At 41.2% G+C, this 17,140-nt stretch carries 20 protein-coding genes; all 20 read right to left on the bottom strand.

Going from position 1 to position 17,140, the window contains the following annotated elements; all coding sequences use genetic code 11:
* Positions 1 to 556: 556 nt before the first annotated feature.
* Positions 557 to 1,381, bottom strand: a complete 825-nt coding sequence (locus tag IGI67_RS22780) for a peptidoglycan-binding protein (RefSeq protein WP_429959427.1) — start codon at positions 1,379 to 1,381, stop codon at positions 557 to 559.
* Between the two features lie 12 nt (positions 1,382 to 1,393).
* Positions 1,394 to 1,828 carry a phage holin family protein gene (locus IGI67_RS22775; protein WP_429959426.1) on the bottom strand — a complete coding sequence of 145 codons (435 nt, stop codon included), beginning with the start codon at positions 1,826 to 1,828 and terminating at the stop codon, positions 1,394 to 1,396.
* A gap of 74 nt (positions 1,829 to 1,902) precedes the next feature.
* Complete coding sequence (locus IGI67_RS22770) at positions 1,903 to 2,658, bottom strand: pyocin knob domain-containing protein (RefSeq protein ID WP_429959425.1); 756 nt, start codon at positions 2,656 to 2,658, stop codon at positions 1,903 to 1,905.
* Positions 2,659 to 2,711: 53 nt separating this feature from the next.
* Complete coding sequence (locus tag IGI67_RS22765; RefSeq protein ID WP_429959424.1) at positions 2,712 to 4,415, bottom strand: BppU family phage baseplate upper protein; 1,704 nt, start codon at positions 4,413 to 4,415, stop codon at positions 2,712 to 2,714.
* Between the two features lie 9 nt (positions 4,416 to 4,424).
* Positions 4,425 to 4,613, bottom strand: a complete 189-nt coding sequence (locus tag IGI67_RS22760) for a hypothetical protein (protein ID WP_429959423.1) — start codon at positions 4,611 to 4,613, stop codon at positions 4,425 to 4,427.
* The gene (locus IGI67_RS22755; protein WP_429959422.1) at positions 4,606 to 4,752 is read right to left on the bottom strand and encodes a hypothetical protein; all 147 of its coding nucleotides are present in this window, start codon (positions 4,750 to 4,752) and stop codon (positions 4,606 to 4,608) included. Before IGI67_RS22755 ends, IGI67_RS22760 begins: the two co-directional genes overlap by 8 nt.
* A complete protein-coding gene (locus tag IGI67_RS22750; protein ID WP_429959421.1) occupies positions 4,719 to 6,881 on the bottom strand; it encodes a phage tail spike protein in 2,163 nt (720 codons plus the stop codon). The genes IGI67_RS22755 and IGI67_RS22750 overlap by 34 nt, the downstream gene beginning before the upstream one ends.
* Positions 6,860 to 7,612, bottom strand: coding sequence for a distal tail protein Dit (locus IGI67_RS22745; protein ID WP_429959420.1), 753 nt, complete (start codon positions 7,610 to 7,612; stop codon positions 6,860 to 6,862). The genes IGI67_RS22750 and IGI67_RS22745 overlap by 22 nt, the downstream gene beginning before the upstream one ends.
* Before the next feature lie 15 nt (positions 7,613 to 7,627).
* The gene (locus tag IGI67_RS22740; RefSeq protein WP_429959419.1) at positions 7,628 to 10,522 is read right to left on the bottom strand and encodes a tape measure protein; all 2,895 of its coding nucleotides are present in this window, start codon (positions 10,520 to 10,522) and stop codon (positions 7,628 to 7,630) included.
* Positions 10,512 to 10,811: a hypothetical protein gene (locus IGI67_RS22735; protein WP_429959418.1), complete on the bottom strand. Its 300-nt coding sequence runs from the start codon at positions 10,809 to 10,811 to the stop codon at positions 10,512 to 10,514. The genes IGI67_RS22740 and IGI67_RS22735 overlap by 11 nt, the downstream gene beginning before the upstream one ends.
* Positions 10,812 to 10,831: 20 nt before the next feature.
* Complete coding sequence (locus tag IGI67_RS22730) at positions 10,832 to 11,395, bottom strand: hypothetical protein (RefSeq protein ID WP_429959417.1); 564 nt, start codon at positions 11,393 to 11,395, stop codon at positions 10,832 to 10,834.
* Positions 11,395 to 12,102, bottom strand: coding sequence for a hypothetical protein (locus IGI67_RS22725; protein ID WP_429959416.1), 708 nt, complete (start codon positions 12,100 to 12,102; stop codon positions 11,395 to 11,397). The genes IGI67_RS22730 and IGI67_RS22725 overlap by 1 nt, the downstream gene beginning before the upstream one ends.
* Position 12,103: 1 nt before the next feature.
* Complete coding sequence (locus tag IGI67_RS22720; protein ID WP_429959415.1) at positions 12,104 to 12,490, bottom strand: hypothetical protein; 387 nt, start codon at positions 12,488 to 12,490, stop codon at positions 12,104 to 12,106.
* Positions 12,490 to 12,888, bottom strand: a complete 399-nt coding sequence (locus tag IGI67_RS22715; protein ID WP_429959414.1) for an HK97-gp10 family putative phage morphogenesis protein — start codon at positions 12,886 to 12,888, stop codon at positions 12,490 to 12,492. Before IGI67_RS22715 ends, IGI67_RS22720 begins: the two co-directional genes overlap by 1 nt.
* 321 nt (positions 12,889 to 13,209) lie before the next feature.
* Complete coding sequence (locus IGI67_RS22710) at positions 13,210 to 13,740, bottom strand: hypothetical protein (RefSeq protein WP_429959413.1); 531 nt, start codon at positions 13,738 to 13,740, stop codon at positions 13,210 to 13,212.
* Between the two features lie 36 nt (positions 13,741 to 13,776).
* Positions 13,777 to 14,139, bottom strand: a complete 363-nt coding sequence (locus IGI67_RS22705; RefSeq protein WP_429959412.1) for a hypothetical protein — start codon at positions 14,137 to 14,139, stop codon at positions 13,777 to 13,779.
* 16 nt (positions 14,140 to 14,155) lie between these two features.
* On the bottom strand, positions 14,156 to 15,130 hold the full coding sequence (locus IGI67_RS22700) for a hypothetical protein (RefSeq protein ID WP_429959411.1): 975 nt from the start codon (positions 15,128 to 15,130) through the stop codon (positions 14,156 to 14,158).
* Between the two features lie 66 nt (positions 15,131 to 15,196).
* Positions 15,197 to 16,105, bottom strand: a complete 909-nt coding sequence (locus IGI67_RS22695; RefSeq protein WP_429959410.1) for a capsid protein — start codon at positions 16,103 to 16,105, stop codon at positions 15,197 to 15,199.
* Positions 16,106 to 16,123: 18 nt separating this feature from the next.
* Positions 16,124 to 16,711, bottom strand: coding sequence for a hypothetical protein (locus IGI67_RS22690; RefSeq protein WP_429959409.1), 588 nt, complete (start codon positions 16,709 to 16,711; stop codon positions 16,124 to 16,126).
* A 152-nt stretch (positions 16,712 to 16,863) separates the two neighbouring features.
* Positions 16,864 to 17,136 carry a hypothetical protein gene (locus IGI67_RS22685; protein ID WP_429959408.1) on the bottom strand — a complete coding sequence of 91 codons (273 nt, stop codon included), beginning with the start codon at positions 17,134 to 17,136 and terminating at the stop codon, positions 16,864 to 16,866.
* Between the last annotated feature and the right edge of the window lie 4 nt (positions 17,137 to 17,140).

Below are 17,140 nucleotides of genomic sequence, written 5' to 3'. Positions count from 1 at the left end.
GCTGACCGAACCTCTGGAATACATTGCTTATTTTAATAAGCTGTTTTTGATTATATCACAACATTTTATTTCGTCAATTTGACAAAAAAACGGTTGAAAAAGTAGGGACTCAACCGTGTAGACAACTTAAAAATACTGAAGTAAGCGATTAAGGTCATTATGGTCAAAAATGATCTTGCGACAAAAAGTCCCTACTGTTTTTGTCTGAAAGGAGGACTATCCTTATGATTATAGAATAGTCTTCTACGATCTTTTAATCAAAAATATTGCTCATTGCACAAAAAAAGACTGATCTGAAGCTAGCTCGATCAGTCTTCGGGATAAAAATAAGCCTCGAAGTAAGCTTGGTTTGATTATAACAAATGATTTACCTGCGTTCAATTGTCTATTAATAAGAAAACATTGTGTATTAATACTTCAAGTAATACAATAAAAAAAGAGAGAGACCGATATTTCCCCACAGCCCCTCCGTCAAAGGTTGCTGTATCTGGTCTCTCTCTTTTTTAATAGTAGCCATTTGTTACTTGTAGAGCAAGAAATTAGCCTACTACATACATCAAAACGGCAGTTTATTCGCATTTAAAGCTTGCTGCATTGCCTTCACTAGATCACTCTGAGGACTAATAAATCCATCAACAGTAGTTTTAAACGCTCGCTGTAGGGCTTTAATCGTTTCAGTCCCACCGAGTCCGTCAATCACCCCTGTGTAAAATCCTTTTGGTTTTAAACGTTTCTGCATTTCCCGAATCAATTGCGATCCGATCAACGTACGATCAAACTGTGCCGCATAGATAAACTGATTGCAGTTTTCCTTGTATTGATGACTAACAACGCCATCTCTACTTGATAATGTGCAATACTCCTGGAGCCTACGAGTTACAGCGGGTCCCCAAGAACCGTCAATGGCTAATTTACTGCTATTGCCTGGTGTTCCCGTGGATCCGGATCCCACCCACCGCAAATAACAATTCCAAGGATAGTTGTAGTATGGACTGACATTCGTTTCGCGTCCGGTTTGATCGCCGCCCTTACCACCTGAGATTTTTCCACGCTCATCAATTGAAGCTTGAGCGAGTTTCCCACCGCCAATGTAAACAGCAACATGATTCACATCATTCAACAGAATATCGCCTGCTTGCGGTCTACCATTGTTGGCTACAACTTTCCAACCTCTTGCGGTTAGATTAGATCGCATATTTCCTGTATACGTCGCACTACCTGTATCAAACCCAGCTTCTCGTAATGCATGCAAAACGAGAGCTGAGCAATCTGTTTCGCCGCCGTTTCGAAAATCTTGACGGTTACTTTGATCGTACCCCAGGCTAACAGTGACACACCAATAAATCATACGGTTAATGAATGTTTGAATATTTCCAGCCATTTCTAACCCCTCCTATCGTACGTTATTTTCTTGGTCGTCTGGATCCACGCTGATTTTTTCATCTTCCTGTCCATTCGCTTGTAATCTCTTGATAATTGGATCAAACATGTTTGTCGCGATCCCTAGTTTATTCAGATTTTCTACGATACTCATCATCTCGTTAAGCGTTTCGAGTGCATAAACTGTAATGATCACACTTGTAGAAAAGAGACTAGGTAAAACGATTGTTAGTGGAACGATCGCAACCAGCACCAACAAAAGAGCGAATTTCTTTAGTAATCCATTACTCATTTTTTTCGATTTTAAATCTCGATTAATATAAGCTTGAATGAACCCAGTCACTACGTCTATAGCCATTAGCACCAAAACAAATGCTAACCAGATAAGCAACTTTCCGTGTTCATTCTCCATCATTGTTTGCGCCCATAGAATCATTTTCATATCCATTTATCTCACTTTCCTTTTCTGATTTTGGCTGTTGCTACTAATAAATAAAAAGACACACCCGAAGGTGTGCCGTGTCATTGATGAATTCCCCAAACGCTCTTTAGCGCCATACCTCCCAGCGGCATATCTTGTCGGATGGTTCCACCATTCGCTAAATTTGCCACCGATTCTTTAAGAGTAAGTGTTTTATTATCCTTCACGGTTATGTTCAGCTCGCCGAATTCAATTGCTGGGTTTGTATTTACACTGTTCGGTAAGTTGAAGCTTCGCAAAGAAAACTCTGTCGGCTTTGCATAAAGCGGGACGTCCACAAAATGAGACCCTGCCGTTCGTAATCCTCGATACTCAAATCGCAAGATATCAAAATCTAAGTATGATTGTGACAACGGTATCTCTGTCTCTGTCTGCCCCGTTACATTACCGATCCATAAACGTAAGGGACTCAGATATTTCCATGGATTCCATGTAGTCCCGAACTTCGTTCGAATTGCGAATTTTGGTGAGGGCTGATGAGTGATAAGAATCTGAAAAATATTCACCTCATCGTCACCTGCATCTGCATTAGATCCAAAATTCCTTAAAACTATAACATGGCTCCACTGTGATACTTGTGTCACTAAGAAAGGACCATTTGTAACCTTGTCCATCGGCGGCAACATGTAAATCCCACCTTGTACAACATCGTTTAAATCCACACCGTCCAGAAAGCCGCCTTTTGCACCAACCAGTCCATGCATGACCGCCGTACCCTCTGAGGCAGGTACAAAACCCGCCACATTGATACGAGCGTCTGAGTGCTCACTAAATCCATTGGAACCAATATGGTTCATAACAATTGCCCAGAGGGCGGATAAACTTTGTTTTTCTTCCATTTGATTCCCTCCTAAATACTAAATTCTAACGACTCACCAACGCCCAAGCGATTAAATTTCAACTTGGTGTCCGTTACCTCAATAATGTCAACGGCCACCTCTGTATCTGTTCCAATTTCTCTGGTAACAGTTCCATCAGGAGCTGAGCAAACTTGGCTAATGCGGGTTACATGCCGGATCGTTCCGGTTTCGGAAAATTCATCCTTATGCTTATGGCCAGATACGACGGCCAACAAACGATTTTTCGGCTTGTTTTTAAAGTCGACTGTGCCACTAACTGGAAAATTGGAATTGTTCCCCGATAGAATAGCACCCGTGCTGTTGTTAAACGCCTGCAGCAGCGTCAACATAACACCGTGATTGATGTTATACGTGAGATCGCTCGACATGCCGTTTGTTCCGTTTAGTGGGCAATGTTGCACGATCAACACTCGATAGTCATCGGGACATTCTTGTAAACTGGTTTTCACAAAATTAAAGGTTTCTGTAGTGATAATGCTATATAGGTCCCTGGGATATTGATTGACATTATTATAAAATCTTTCTGGATTGTCATAAGTCGAAACTGCAAGAATCATCAATTTATGTTTCTCACTGACAAGCTTCCGATTAAATGAGGAGACTTTATAGACGTCTTTTAATTCCTGCAGGCTCAAAAAGACCGATCGATCTTTGACAGGCTTGTAACACACGGCATCATCATGATTCCCAATCTGGTACACCGTTGGACACTCAAACATGTCCCCGATCTTTCGAACGTCTTCGTTTGCCTTACGAGTCAGTTCTTTGTTCTCTCGGCCATGGACATTATCACCGTTCAAAATAGCCAGATCACAATGCTTTGAAAAAAGCCCATGCATCTGGAGGTATTTAATACTTAATTGACTTGCTAAGCCATGATCGGCAATACCACCCAAGTAGATAGATTTTTGATAATGCATATCCGTGATCAGATTAATCTTAAATGCATTCTGATTGATCTTAGATACGTTTGTTTCGTAGAACTGAATTAATCGATCTTCTAGTCCGCCATTTAAAGCAAGGAAAGCCGGATCATTACTTCCATCAATTCTACTTTGAATCTCTTTCACACCGGAGTCATTTGCATCTAGTCGCTCTTTTAATGTTGGATAGGCCGATTCTTCTTGTGGTTTACGTGCCTCTATCAATTCCGTTAATACTTTGCCACCAGGGTCAACATCTTGAATAATTTCTTTATTAGAATCAACGAAGTTCCCCCACTCGTCTTTTTGCTGGTTGGAGTAGTCGATGAATTCCTCTTTTTGCTCGGTCAACTCCTTGTCGTGCTTATTTAGCATTTCATCAAGTATCGAAACATGGACCGTTGCTTGATCTGCAGACATGTCTGCTTGATCAATGACCCGCATTTCAAAATTACAGGAAGTGATCTCTTTTCCGTACCGATCAAAGATCTGGAAATAGGCATTCTGATACTTCCCGGGTACGGAAAGATTCTCTTTGGTGAATGTATAGAGATAAGAACCACTTTCGTTCGTTCTATTAGCTGAACCGTCGGTTAAATCGCCCTTTGGGTTGTTACCAATGAATCGAACGGTAAACTGAGTATTGTCAATTCGTACACCGTTATTCGTGATAATCAGCTTTAATTGTGCGATCTCTTCATTTTGACGTGCGGCCACTGCATAGCCTGTTTCAAACTTATTGATATCAAGCCAAATTTCTTCGTAGATCACTTCATTCACCTACTTTTTATCTTTGTCGTTTGATTCATTATTTTTAGAATCTAGTTCGTCTTTCAATCGAACGTTTTCAGCTTGTAATGCTTCACAAGCTACCTGCAATTCAATGTTTTGCATGGTCAATTTGCCAAGTTCAATGGCTAACATTTCGCTATTCTTTTGAATTCTTGGGTCCATTTCTGGTTTATTCATTTTCATTCTCCTTTTTCTTCCAAGGGGGCAAAGTAACTTTTCCGCTCACTTTCTTTTCTTTGACTTCTTTTATTTCGATTGGAATATCAGCTAAATTTTTTACATCTATATTGGTCGATTCACTACCCAATCTTCCCATGAATATAATCCTCCTGACGTTTTAATATAAGTATCCCCGTTAACAAATACAATTCCTGAGCTGTCATGTAAAAGAGCAATACCTGCAACACCGTTAACTTTATATTGAGTCACTTGCATATACTGCGAACCGCTTAGAATTCCTAAATAGTCTGTATAGACTCCTTTTTTCGCGTAGAAATTTAATTCTGAATGTACTCCTCGTCGTGTGTACAGTTGCCCTTTTGGATCCGCTGTTAACATTGGCGTGTATGTCGTCGCATTTTCACTTTCTCGATAAGTCATTGATATGTAGTCGCCCTCTTCATACTCGAGATCGAATACAAGTCCTTTTACTTGAGGAAAGTATTTCTTTGTATTGGTTCCGATAAAACCAACTGGTCTATCATCTCGCCAAATACCTATACCACTTTGATTGAACTCTGAAACAAGGCTGTCTCCTGAATAGATTGAGACTGCTCTAGGCGTAATGCGAACCGCAGAACCATTATCCAACTTAAAATCATTTGAATTTAAATCAATGTAACTATTTCCATTGGCTGACTCGATTCGACCTTTTTTCATTGTGACATTCCCTGTGGTCATGTTTATTTCCAATCCTGGCCCTGTAATCTTTCCCTTTGCAAACTCTGCAACGCCTGTATCCAAATTCAAAAAGAAATTCGGACCGGCCAAAATCCCCGTTTGAATAAATCGGGCATTAAATACGCCGTCAATGGTCCAAGCGGTGTGGAAATTATCCATATTGAAATCACCGTCAATAAAGCCGATTCCCTCAGAATTTGCGACTAGAAAGTGATCAGATGTTTCTAGCGATAAGCCATTCATCCAGACAGTCGCAAACGGCGTGCGATCGTCTCCTATGCCTAAATCTTCTTGATTCAACATGATAAACGCTCCGCCTTTGGCTCCTCGGATAATATCCGATTGCCATTTAGCTATTTGTTCAGACGTATAAAACGAAGCTTTTTCCTCATCTATCCGTTCAAGATCTAACTTGATATCAGAGGATGTTTTGATAGATGACTTTTTAGCCAAATTATCTCCTACAGACGAATTCACTTTTCCGGTTAATCGATCAATAGTAACACTAAAGATTCTTGCTCTATAATGATAATCTCGGTCGTAACGGTGAACTTGAATCGTATTACCGATCTCATCGCCTGAGAATACTTCTGTTTTAAATTGAACCAACGGACGGCTTATTTCAATTAGAGCGTTGTATGTGTTTAACAACAACTGCTCTTTGTCTTCGATGTCGTCGAAAATTGTAACACCTTCACGCTTTCCCATCTTCCCATTTTTCAGCGGTATCCCGTACAAAGCCGTCATTTCTGGCAACTCGATGAAGTTCTGTCCTTTTGGTTTATTTACAGGCTTACCATCTGATTTTTTCCATTCAATGTCTGTAAATTCGATTCTACGTCCGTACCCGTCGCCGACCTCTTCACCTTTGCCGCGACCAATTAGCGACGTATAAAGTTGTGATCGAGTTTGTTCTTTCACAATAGAAAGAGCACTGCCACCATAAGTAAAACGCTTGTTGGAGGCAGTACCGATCTTGTCGTATATTTCAATATATTTATCTGTGATACGCCTATTTTCGATCTTACATTTAAACCTGATTTCACAACCATGGCTCTGCAGCTGTTTCAAACAATCCTTCACCGATTGATAGTAGAAGTTATCTGTAACCATTGGTAGATTAGGTATTACATATCCTACCCGCCATTCACCCTCTGTGGCTTCTAAGATTTGACTTGCTACATAGTTCATCGTTCTGTTTGTAGGTCTAATGTCTTTTACAATAAACCCTTCAAGTTCTCGGACTGCGAAATTCACACCAACAAAGTCGCCTCTGTTGTGTGGATCTTCACCCGTTTGAATGGCATACATTGAAAAAGTTCCATCTGATTCTTTCACGGCCATATATGCAGCTGATTCTATCCTCTTGTCGTACTCTGTAGAAACGTAGAGCCTATCATTGAGAAGCTCCGACTTGTCTGCAGTAATTTCCATTTGTTGTTTGTTCTGAGTGAGGTATTTCTTTGTTACCATCCTGATAAGTTGCTGCTTATCATCAAAAAAATAAACGGTTGATGAATATTTCATATATACACCTCTCTGCACTGGACCACCATTACTCCGTTGTTGCACTCCAAGACATCCCCTCTATGGATGTAAAAATTTTCAAAGTCAGAGTCCAGATCAATAATAGCTGTTTTATCAACGCCATTCACAAGTAGGATCCCTTGATCAAAATCAAATACGAGAGTATTTCCAGAATAAATGGATCCTCCTGTTATTTTGATTATCTTACCCGTCATTTTATTTTTAATTTGTATGCTTGATCCCCGAACAATTTGTACTTCGATTTTTTCTGGTGTTGTTTCAACAGGAGACTTTATAGTTATCTGGCTACCGCTTTGTTTCGTCTTTGAATACTTCAAAGGATCTTGACAATAGATTTCGTAAGAGCCCTCGAAGCATCCGGAGCTTATCGTAATGTCTTCCTCGTCGAATTTAGAAAGCCGTCCAAAATAATAGATACCAGGGTCGTCTTGAAAGACTATCGGGACATCTTTTTCTTTGTACAAAAATTGTTTTAAATCCCTTTGCAGTTTTCGAATATCCCCAAACTCTTCAAAATACATCATATATCTAATCTTTAATGTATTATCAGAAATTTTTTGAGTGGATATTTTAGATCCGACTGCTACTTGATCAACTTCAAAGAGGACAGAGAGTGTTCCTCTGCCCTCGACTTTAGTTGTACGATAAGTATCAAATACTCTTTCAAGAAGTCGGCCATCGTATTGGAATGAATACGGCTGAATAGGTACCATCGCTGTTTCTTCCATCAAAAGTCCTCTTTCCTAAAACATACTTTGTATATCAATTTCTCGTCCCTGAAGCTCACTGATTTTAGCAACAAGTTTCCCGATGATGTCCTCGCCAAACTTAAACACAACGGAAATCTCACGATCCTGATCCTGCTGTGTATGAGTAATATTAGATTCATCTGTTCTGAGAAATGCCGCCTTTCCTGCAGGTTGGATATTCCCCCGTTGCTGATCGTAGTTGAATATGGATGAGTCCAATTCAGGATTAAAACTTAATGTATCCGCCGCTGTGTCTAAGGCTCTCTGCATCGCGTCAGAATCTCTTTCAATTCCTACAGCGATACCTTTAGGGATCCACTGACCGACTTCATCTCGGAAGACTCTTGACGGCGATTTGATGCCAAGTTTTTTCTTCATCCATTTCAAAGCATTTCCTGCTGCATTCGCAGCTGCGTCCATTAACGAACTTGCGGCTCCTGATATCCCAGAGGATACACCTCGGATAATATCTCTGCCGATAGATCCCCAATTGACATTAGAAAATGCGGATTTCACTTCTCTGAAGACTCTCGGAAGCGTCCTCAGTAAAGCAGGAATTGCTTGTATAATTCCCTTTCCTAATTCACCTAACAATTTGATTCCTTGGCGTAAAATTTGCGGCAAATTTCTACCGATCGCGGAAACGAGTTGAGCGAAAATCTGTGCAATCATTGGAATCAACTGCGGGATAATCTGCACAACACCTTTAATCAATGCCTTAAGTATTTGAATCCCGCCTTGAATAATTTTCGGCAAATTGGATAAGACTGCATTCGTTATCACACCAATGAACTGAACGACTATCGGTACTAATTTAGGAATTGTTTTCACGACTCCATTGATCAGTGATAAAAGGATCTTTATCCCACTATCGATAATTTTCGGTAGCATCACACTAACTTGTGCCGCAAAGTTCGCTAGGACTTGCTTCGCCGCACCAATCATCTGAGGCATGTTTTGCATGATTCCGTTAATCAGCCCTTGTTGAAGTTGTAATCCGGCCATTAGTAACTGTGGTCCCGCCGATATCAATCCCTGCAGCAACGTTTGAATAATCGTTATTGCTGACGAAACTAAAGACGGTAGATTTTGAGTCAATCCACTAACAAGCGTCACTATAATATCAATACCAGCCTGCAATACAACAGGGAACATCTGTTGAAAAAGCAACGCCACAGAAGCCACTAGTTGTGCTCCTTGAGCAATTAACCCGGGCAGTGCTGAAACAATCGAATTCGTAAAGTTGGCCACTAGTTCAGGTCCTTTGGTGATTGCAAGCATGATCATTTGATTAATCTGATCGCCGAAGCCAGCCTGCAATAGCCCCACCCCGGCAAGTATGCCGGCAATGATCACTCCTGGACCCAACATTTTAAGTGCTATTCCCATTATCGAGGTTAATGCGCTTGTAGTTTGACCTACGATACCCGTTACTGCTCCTGCTCCTTTTGACAGCATTGTCTGAGCCCCAGAGCCTATTTTCCCGAAGAAAGGTGTAACTTTTTCAAACTTTGATGTAACTCCACTTAACTTATTTCCGACTGCTTCGATTCCTGTGGTCGGTATACTTTTAAGCTTGCTATTGAATGATGTGACTTTAGACACTAGAGAATCGGGAAATATCTTACTTGCAATATTCCCAGTTCCAGAACCGATGGATGACAATATACTCTTGAAGCTCATTAAGCCTTGTTTGCCTTTTGACGTAAAATCCATCACGGAATTTTTCGCTTTTCCCATGCTATCGGTTGCTTTACTTGGGATTAATTTAAATGAATCAGCGAAAGTACCAGCCACATGACTCGCAGTTTCTAACCCTTTAGCCACTGGTGCAAGTGCAGTCGTCACTTTTCCAGTAATCTGTAAAGCAGGTCCTAAGCCTACAGCTAAAGCCGATCCCATTTTGACCGCTTGTAGAATTGTCCCTTTCATCTCAGGGCTTAATCCGTCAAATTGTGATTTTAAATCTGTCACAAATTTAACAGCATCTGAAAAGGCCTTTCCGAATTTTTCTCCAAATTCTCCGGCTTTTTCTTCAAGGCCTCCTAACATGTCAGTAGCATTACCGATCAACGGTTTCATTTGACTAAAGAAACCGCCACCCTTACCGCCAGCGTCTAAGAAATTCGCTCCAATACGACCAACAGCCGCCCACATATTTTTAAGGGATGCTGTAAAAGACATATCCCCCATGATTGCAGCTGCTCCACCGATATTCTTTTCGATCGCAGCCATAAACATCTCTGAAGATATTTCTCCCTTAGATGCTAGGTCTTTAACCTCACCTGCAGCAACTCCAGCCTCTTCGGCCAACCATTGATAGATTGGTATGCCTCGATCAGATAGTTGCTCCAAGTTCTCTGTATAGGCCTTCTGACCCGTTTGAACCTTGTTAACAATTGCGCCCATTTCCGACATGGATACCCCGGCAATTGCTGCCGCATCTGCTGTCGTTTTCAGGTACTTAGTCAACTTTTCACCGGGTTCAATTCCAGCAGCTACCGCATTGGCTGCAGTTGTCGCCGCTTCATCCATCCCGAACGAGGTTCCCTTTACAGATTCAAGAGCTGATTTCATGATTTCTTCTACAGCTCCAGCATCGTGTCCTAACCCTGTTAGTTTGGCTCGTGCGTCATCAATACCAGTTAAACGGGCAAACCCTTTAGCCAGCGTAATTCCGCCTAATGCTGTTGCTGCACCAATTGCGGGTTTGGTAATTTTAGAGGTTAGAAATGACCCAGCTGCAGAAGCTTTGCTCCCTATGGATGCCAAACCATTAGAAAGAGTGTGGTTTGCTGACTTTGCTTTCTGCGTAACGCGGTCAATCACACCGGAAGCCTCATCTTTGGCACCAATCTTCCCAAACATTTCGAAAATATTAACCGCCATTGACTGCACCTCCTGATGTGTTGTTCAGCATAGCCAGCGCTTTATCAGCCGCTGTTTTTGCCTCTGTCTCGATTTGTTCTTTCGACTTGCCTGAGCCAACAACCTCATCTTTCCAATCATTGAAAGATGTCTCACGGAAAGGATTCGATAGATAGACTCTCCAAAGCTCATCGTTTTGATGTTCTCGGTACATGGTAGAAAGGAAATCGCATACCTTCCGAAAAGGAATCGTAGACAACAAAAAAGAGACGTCCCCGTAACGTTTAAAAAGGATGTCTCTTAACTTCATTTGTCCGCCGTTTCGCTCAACTAGAATAGCAAGTCGGATAATTCCTTGAGCTCCGGCTTTGCGAAAAAAGCTTTGATTAATAGTACGTAGGTGACTAATTTCATCTCTCCGATATCTTCAACCGTCTTATTCGTTAGTTTAGCTAACAAGCCGTTTAATTCTGGACGGATAATGCTGATATTGGAAAGAACAAGCTTTACAATTTTCCCGATAATCTCAAAGCTTGATTCTGATAATTCATTTTGAATATCAGTAATTTTACTTTGCATTTCCTGCACTTTTGATAAGTTCTCGGTATCCTTGGCTGCAATAGCTGCTAAACCTTTAGCCTGTTGGGCTTTAATTGAGCTTTTATCTCGTTCAGCTAAAAACTCAATAACTAGATCAGCAACATTCAATCGTTCGCAAATCTCCAGCACTTCAAACAGATCATCACTTTCAAGCTCACGCATTGGATAAGCTGCCAGCTTCGCCGAAACTTTTGCCTCTTTTGCCGCTTGCCGTTCTTTTTCAGCTGCTTCTTGCGCTTGTTTTAGCTCCTCATCTGTCTTTTTAGGCAATTCTGTCACTTTACTTTTACTCATTATTTAGTCGCTCCTTTATCTTCGTCTTTTACTTTACTTGCCTCAGGAGCTCCGTCAATTTGTTTCTCTGCAAGCATTGGGGCTTTAGCTGGTGCAACATCCATTTTGGGGTACAAGATCGTGACTGGTAACGCCATCGTGTCCAAATTATCTGCCCCGGTTCGAGCTTCAAAAGTAACCGTGTAAATTGCTTCCTCTTTGTCTTTTGGCTCTACCTCCAGACCGCTCGTACAAATAGCATAATGAAAAATGATAATGATCGGTTTATCCGATCCTGCTAAAGTTCCAACATACGCCATATTTTCAACATAGTCGGTTGTAGTAATCTTATCTTTCGGCTTAATAATAGTGTAACCAGGTGGAAAGTCTCCGCCTTCTCCGCTTTCAGTAGCATCAGCAAGCAAAATCATTTTTAGGTTATCCAGAGTCATTTCAATAAAGTTTAACTCTGCAGTAGCCTCAGCCTCTTCGATCATGTCCGACCCGACAGGTGTGGTAAAAATCCCATCGACTTCTACTTGTCGATAAGTGTTTTTAATAGTGATCTTTGATCCTCCAGAGGTCGCCCCAATCAAATCAAAAGCCCATTTACTTTCAGTTTTATCCCACTTTAGATTTTTAACCCATGCCCCGGCATTCAAAAGATAGAAGTTCGGTGTTTCTTTTGAATAACCTGTTTTAGGTAACTTCTCGCTAGTAATAGCCATTTTATTTCCTCCAATCAATTTTCGCGTACAATTGCAGCGTATGACGTTGTAACGTATCCGATCCTGTAGGTATTCCTGAATCGTTCTGGTAATTGATCTGTACCAAAAAATCATCAGTTAACTGATTAAACGGCTCATGATCTGGAAACTTCTCAAGAATTGCGGACACTGCTTTTAACAAATCCACATCGCTGTTTTTTTTATCATCGAATACATCCATATCAATATAGAAACCTTGTCCAGTGAATCGTATAGGCTCACCCGATAGAGTAAACGTCATATATGGATAAACTACTTTTTTCTTTCTGTTTTTCATGTAATAGCTTTCTGGAATCGCTTGACGAAAAAGCGACTCAAGATAATTTATTACTTTGATACGTTCACTCATTAAATCCCTCCAAAAATTTGTTTGGCCAAAGCTTCAATTTTACTTTTATTCTGTCTGAATGCTGGCCTTAGGTATGGCTGCGGCGGCTGTCCATATGTGAAATGCCATTCACCAGATGGATCTTGATAGACCCATCCGCCTTTTCTTCCCCGCCCGTTTTCCGCAAACTCCCCAGTTCCGAACTCGATGTAAATTGCATACTCAACACTCGTTCCGACATACCCGACAAGCTCTCTTTCATCAACAACATAGTCAATAGACCCTTTTAGTCTCGCCGTCTGAACTGGTGCCAATAACACCGCTTGACCTTGGACTAGAGTACATGCTGAAAGTAGCCACCGAATGGTAGCCAGATTGATTGCTCGCTTTGCTTGACTGGAATTATCAATAAACGCCATTACGTCCACCTCTTACAATAAATTTCCAAATGGTGTTCCAATTCCATCGGGTCGTCTACAAATGTTATTTCGAATTCTACGCCCGTCCTGGGATTTCTGATACGATCTGTAGTTAGAATAGGGAAAGACACATCTTCACTAATTAAAACCTGCTGGGAGGTCGCTATCAGGCTATTTTGATAGGTCTGTTCGTCTGATCCCGTTATCATGTCCATAAGTCCTGAGAGCTCATGAACGACGAGCCATTCAACAATCGGATTATTACGCTCATCGAGCTTTCCTGTCTTTTTCTCTCTCAAAATCTCAAATGGCAACATAGGATCACCACTTCAACAAACGATACTTATTTACAAAAGACATCATTGCAGCGGGATAACCTGCTACAATTTCCGTACTATTTTGATCGTAATACGTCTTAGACATACGAGAGACAGTTTCAGACTTCAACCCGACTTTATCAGCCATCTTTGAATCATATTTTAGAAGCTTTTTAACCCCGGCCACTATGTCGGCAGGGTAATCTATCTTGGTAACGAATGCCTGTCGATTGATACCAGTGAAAAAACGCGCTTCCTCAAAAGTGATTTCGTTTCCAGAGACCTCACTAACAACATAAAGCCCATCATTCCATTTGCTACCCGATATCTGGATCGTATCCCCTTTTCTGATTCCTTCGACCTCTTGATTAACAATAACGGTTTTCTCGCTACCAAATCTAAGCTCATGGAATCGAGCTTTTCGATTCTGAAATGGATTGTTTGTTAACTCTCTGATCGCTATTTCAATCCCATCAATGTCATCTTGAGTAACTGACGGATAGATTTTCTTCGCCTCTTCAAGGGTAATAATCATAAACTGCACTCCTTTCATAAGAAAAAGAGAGACAGCTTATTTGCCGTCTCCCTTGATATGTTCTACATATAATTCTTTTAGCTGAACATTGCTGATGTTGCCCTTAAAATTAACCTCTGCCGCTTTTAAAGCTGTTATCATCTGATCACGAGTTAATTCTTCAGAAGTACTCATAGAATCATCTAGGGCCTCCTCAAGAACTTTGATCTTTTCCTCATATTTAACTCTCATTGCCTCGTATTCCGCAACTGAGTATGACTTGCCGCCAGTTGCGTATTTTACGATATCATACTCTCCTGAGTCCTTATTGAACTCTACAACATCATAGCCTTGTTGTAGATAGTACTCTTGTTCAGACTCGTTAATCGTTAAAACTCGATTTTCCATTTTTACTTTCAAGTTTATCCCTCCATTTTTACCACGTTTGCAGCGGTACTCGTTTCCATTTGTTGGTTTCAACACAAATATAAAAATAGTTTTCATCCCAACGCATGCATCCAACTTCTCCAGTTGCTGTAGAACTAGATGGTGTATTCTTCTTTCTGAGCCTCATTGTGTCGCTGTTGACATCTAGTAGCCGCGTTGGATCATTGCAGCCAATTCCAATTCTTCCACCCGATCGATTAATGAAGAATACTGTTTCCCAAAAGGTACCATCATCCTTGTATCGATTGATTCGAAAGTCAGAACCTTTTTGCGCGCCCGTTTCTGCGGAAGTATCCGCACCAATACTCCAACGCCTATCCTCATCTTTTGCGTATTTACCGCTACCGAATTTTATTGATCGGTCAGCTCCAGGCTTGCCTTCAATATATAATCCTTGATTACCTGCTACAAGCTTGTTTGTAGAACGCGCCAACATGTCTGACATGGGTAAACCAAATGCATTCGGTACATTGGCAGGAGCGAAAGGAAATTCAAAGATTGTTTGTAATTGCCCCTTTTCATCTGGTAACTCAATACTAAAATGGTTATGCCACACTGGATTTTCTGGAGTAGAATCGTTTGCTTCTCCATGAGCTACCAGCCATGCGACTGTCCTCGGTTCACTTTCAGGATCAATATAACCCTCTTGTATAGCAATCGCAGCTTTTGCTTGCTGATGTTTGGCCACCATCCGAATCAACTCACCATAATGCGCCGCTTCCGTTCCGCTCTGGTTGTTCTTCTGTGCTTTCTGATACGATTCGAGAATCAGCCTCGACGTACTGTCAGAATTATTTAACCCACCCTCATCTGTAGAGACTAGTTTCAAATCTTTTGGTAATTCGAGACCTGCCTCAGATACTAAAAACTGACCGAACAAGTCGATCAGTTTCGCAAAATTCTCAGATGTTAATTCTTTATTAGCTCCGAAGAGTTCTTTTAACTGCTCTTTAGTTTCGGTCATTTAATCAACACCCCGCTATCTATCATCATACCCGAATCTAATCGCCCGATTTTTTCTCCAGGCATATTAGGGTTTCACAACAAATGCAATGCCATCTGCTTTAGTTTCGAACAAGATTACATCATCATATGATTGTTCATAGTATAAGTAATTCCCCGAGTTAGCCGCGGTCGGTTGATCCAGAGATACAAAACTGTATTTCTGAGGTGCAGCCATACATGGAATATGGATCAACATCATTTCAATCTGTTTGGCTGCAGGATCGTCTTTTGCTCCATCGGTGAAATCAAACATTGTTTTGAATCGCGAAGAAGGAACAGGTAGGATCTCCACTTCGTCCAAGCGGGCAACACGTCGGTCAATCTCGCCATTGCCGTTTTGAACAGACAACGAACGTGAAATACCCTCAGCAGCTTTTAAAATTCGTTTAGATGTTGGTGTCATATAAAGGACTCGCCCTTCAACTGGTACCTCAGCCTCATCCATAGCGGTCATCAGATCGTCAAAGGTATCCAAGATGTTTGCTTTAGTCAAAGCAAGTGACGTAATCGAAGAGGCCCCGTCGATCGCAACTTTCCGAGCATAAAGAGAAGAAAACATTTGTTTGTCCATCTCTGGGATTTTTTCTTCGTCGTTATATACTCGTGTAATATTGGCGATCGAAGTAACGTAATTTGTTTCATCAACGTCTGATGGGTCAACTAACGTATTCCAGTAACGTTCATTTTTCAATTCATACGTTTCCCATTGATTTTCGTAGTTGGCATCCACTGACGAAATAGTTCGACGCGTACGATCTTTCCGACCATTCAAGATTAGCAATTTAGGCAATTTGGCTGTCTTCTGTCCTGCCCATTTGATAATTGAATTTGACGGTGAATTCCATAGCCGTTGCGAATAAAGTAATCCATTCGCTGAATATCGTGCTTGTAATGCTTGTTGGTAAGCTGTTGCATAGTTCATAATTGCTGGCATAGTTTTTCCTACTTTCTTTTATTTGTTGGCTGTTTGTGGCAAGTCTGCTGTAAATGCATCAATCATCTGTTGTGTTGGATCAGGATCAGTTTGTTTGCCATCTCCCGGCTTTGGATTAATTCGTTGGAAATTATTCATCGGATTGGGGTTTGATTCTAGATTTTCCTCATCAGTTTCTTTATTCGAATCGACAGCTTGAAAGTAATTCGGGATTGATTCCTGCAGGTCTTTCACCCGGTTTTCTAAGTCCTTTACTGTCTTGCCATCCTCAGAGAGTTCCACCTCTCCCAACTTGAACCGGGCATATTCTAAATCTGTTGCCCCGGCTTCACTTAACGCAGCATTTACCAAATCATCGATGGTCCGCTGAGTTGCTTGTCCTTCCAGCTCAGTTACGCGACTTTCAGCCTGTTCTGCACGCTGAGTAAGCTGCTGCACTTCCTCGCTGTTAGCAGCTTGTTCAAGCTGTCCTTCTAGTTCGGTTGCTCGATTCTCGGCTGCAGTCAAACGTGTTTGTACAGCTTGTACAACGCGGCCATGATCAGCAACCACAGCGTCAATCTGTTCCTCGTTCAACCCTAAAGCTCTTAACTGTTCTCGATTCATATTTATGTCTCCCTTACGTTTTTTGACGGTGCAACGACACCGTGGGTTGGCATTTAGACGGTATGCACTAACCGATTGAACAGTTTTTAGCGTCGTATTCAGGACAAAATAAAAAGCCTAGCACTGTCTGCTAGACTTAAAATTTGATTCGATTAATAGATGACACCTTCTTGATATGGAACTTCTTCAAACTCTCCAGATGTTTCAATTTCAGGTGATTCATCAAAGAAGTAATACGCTAAAGTATTCAATATATTCTCCATCGAATCGGGCTCAGCTATATAAGTACCACCGATCGGATACTGAGAGTGAATCAGAGTATCAAAAAGATTGTCTTTATGCCCGTCAATGTACGTGACACCGTCAACTACTTCGATCATCAGCTTAACCCCACCAAAGAAACCTTTTGCTTTGATTTTTACCATCTTC

It is taken from the genome of Enterococcus sp. AZ196 (assembly GCF_050498845.1).
Classification (GTDB): Bacteria; Bacillota; Bacilli; order Lactobacillales; family Enterococcaceae; genus Enterococcus_A; species Enterococcus_A murrayae.
This window is presented reverse-complemented; position numbering and strand designations above follow the sequence as displayed.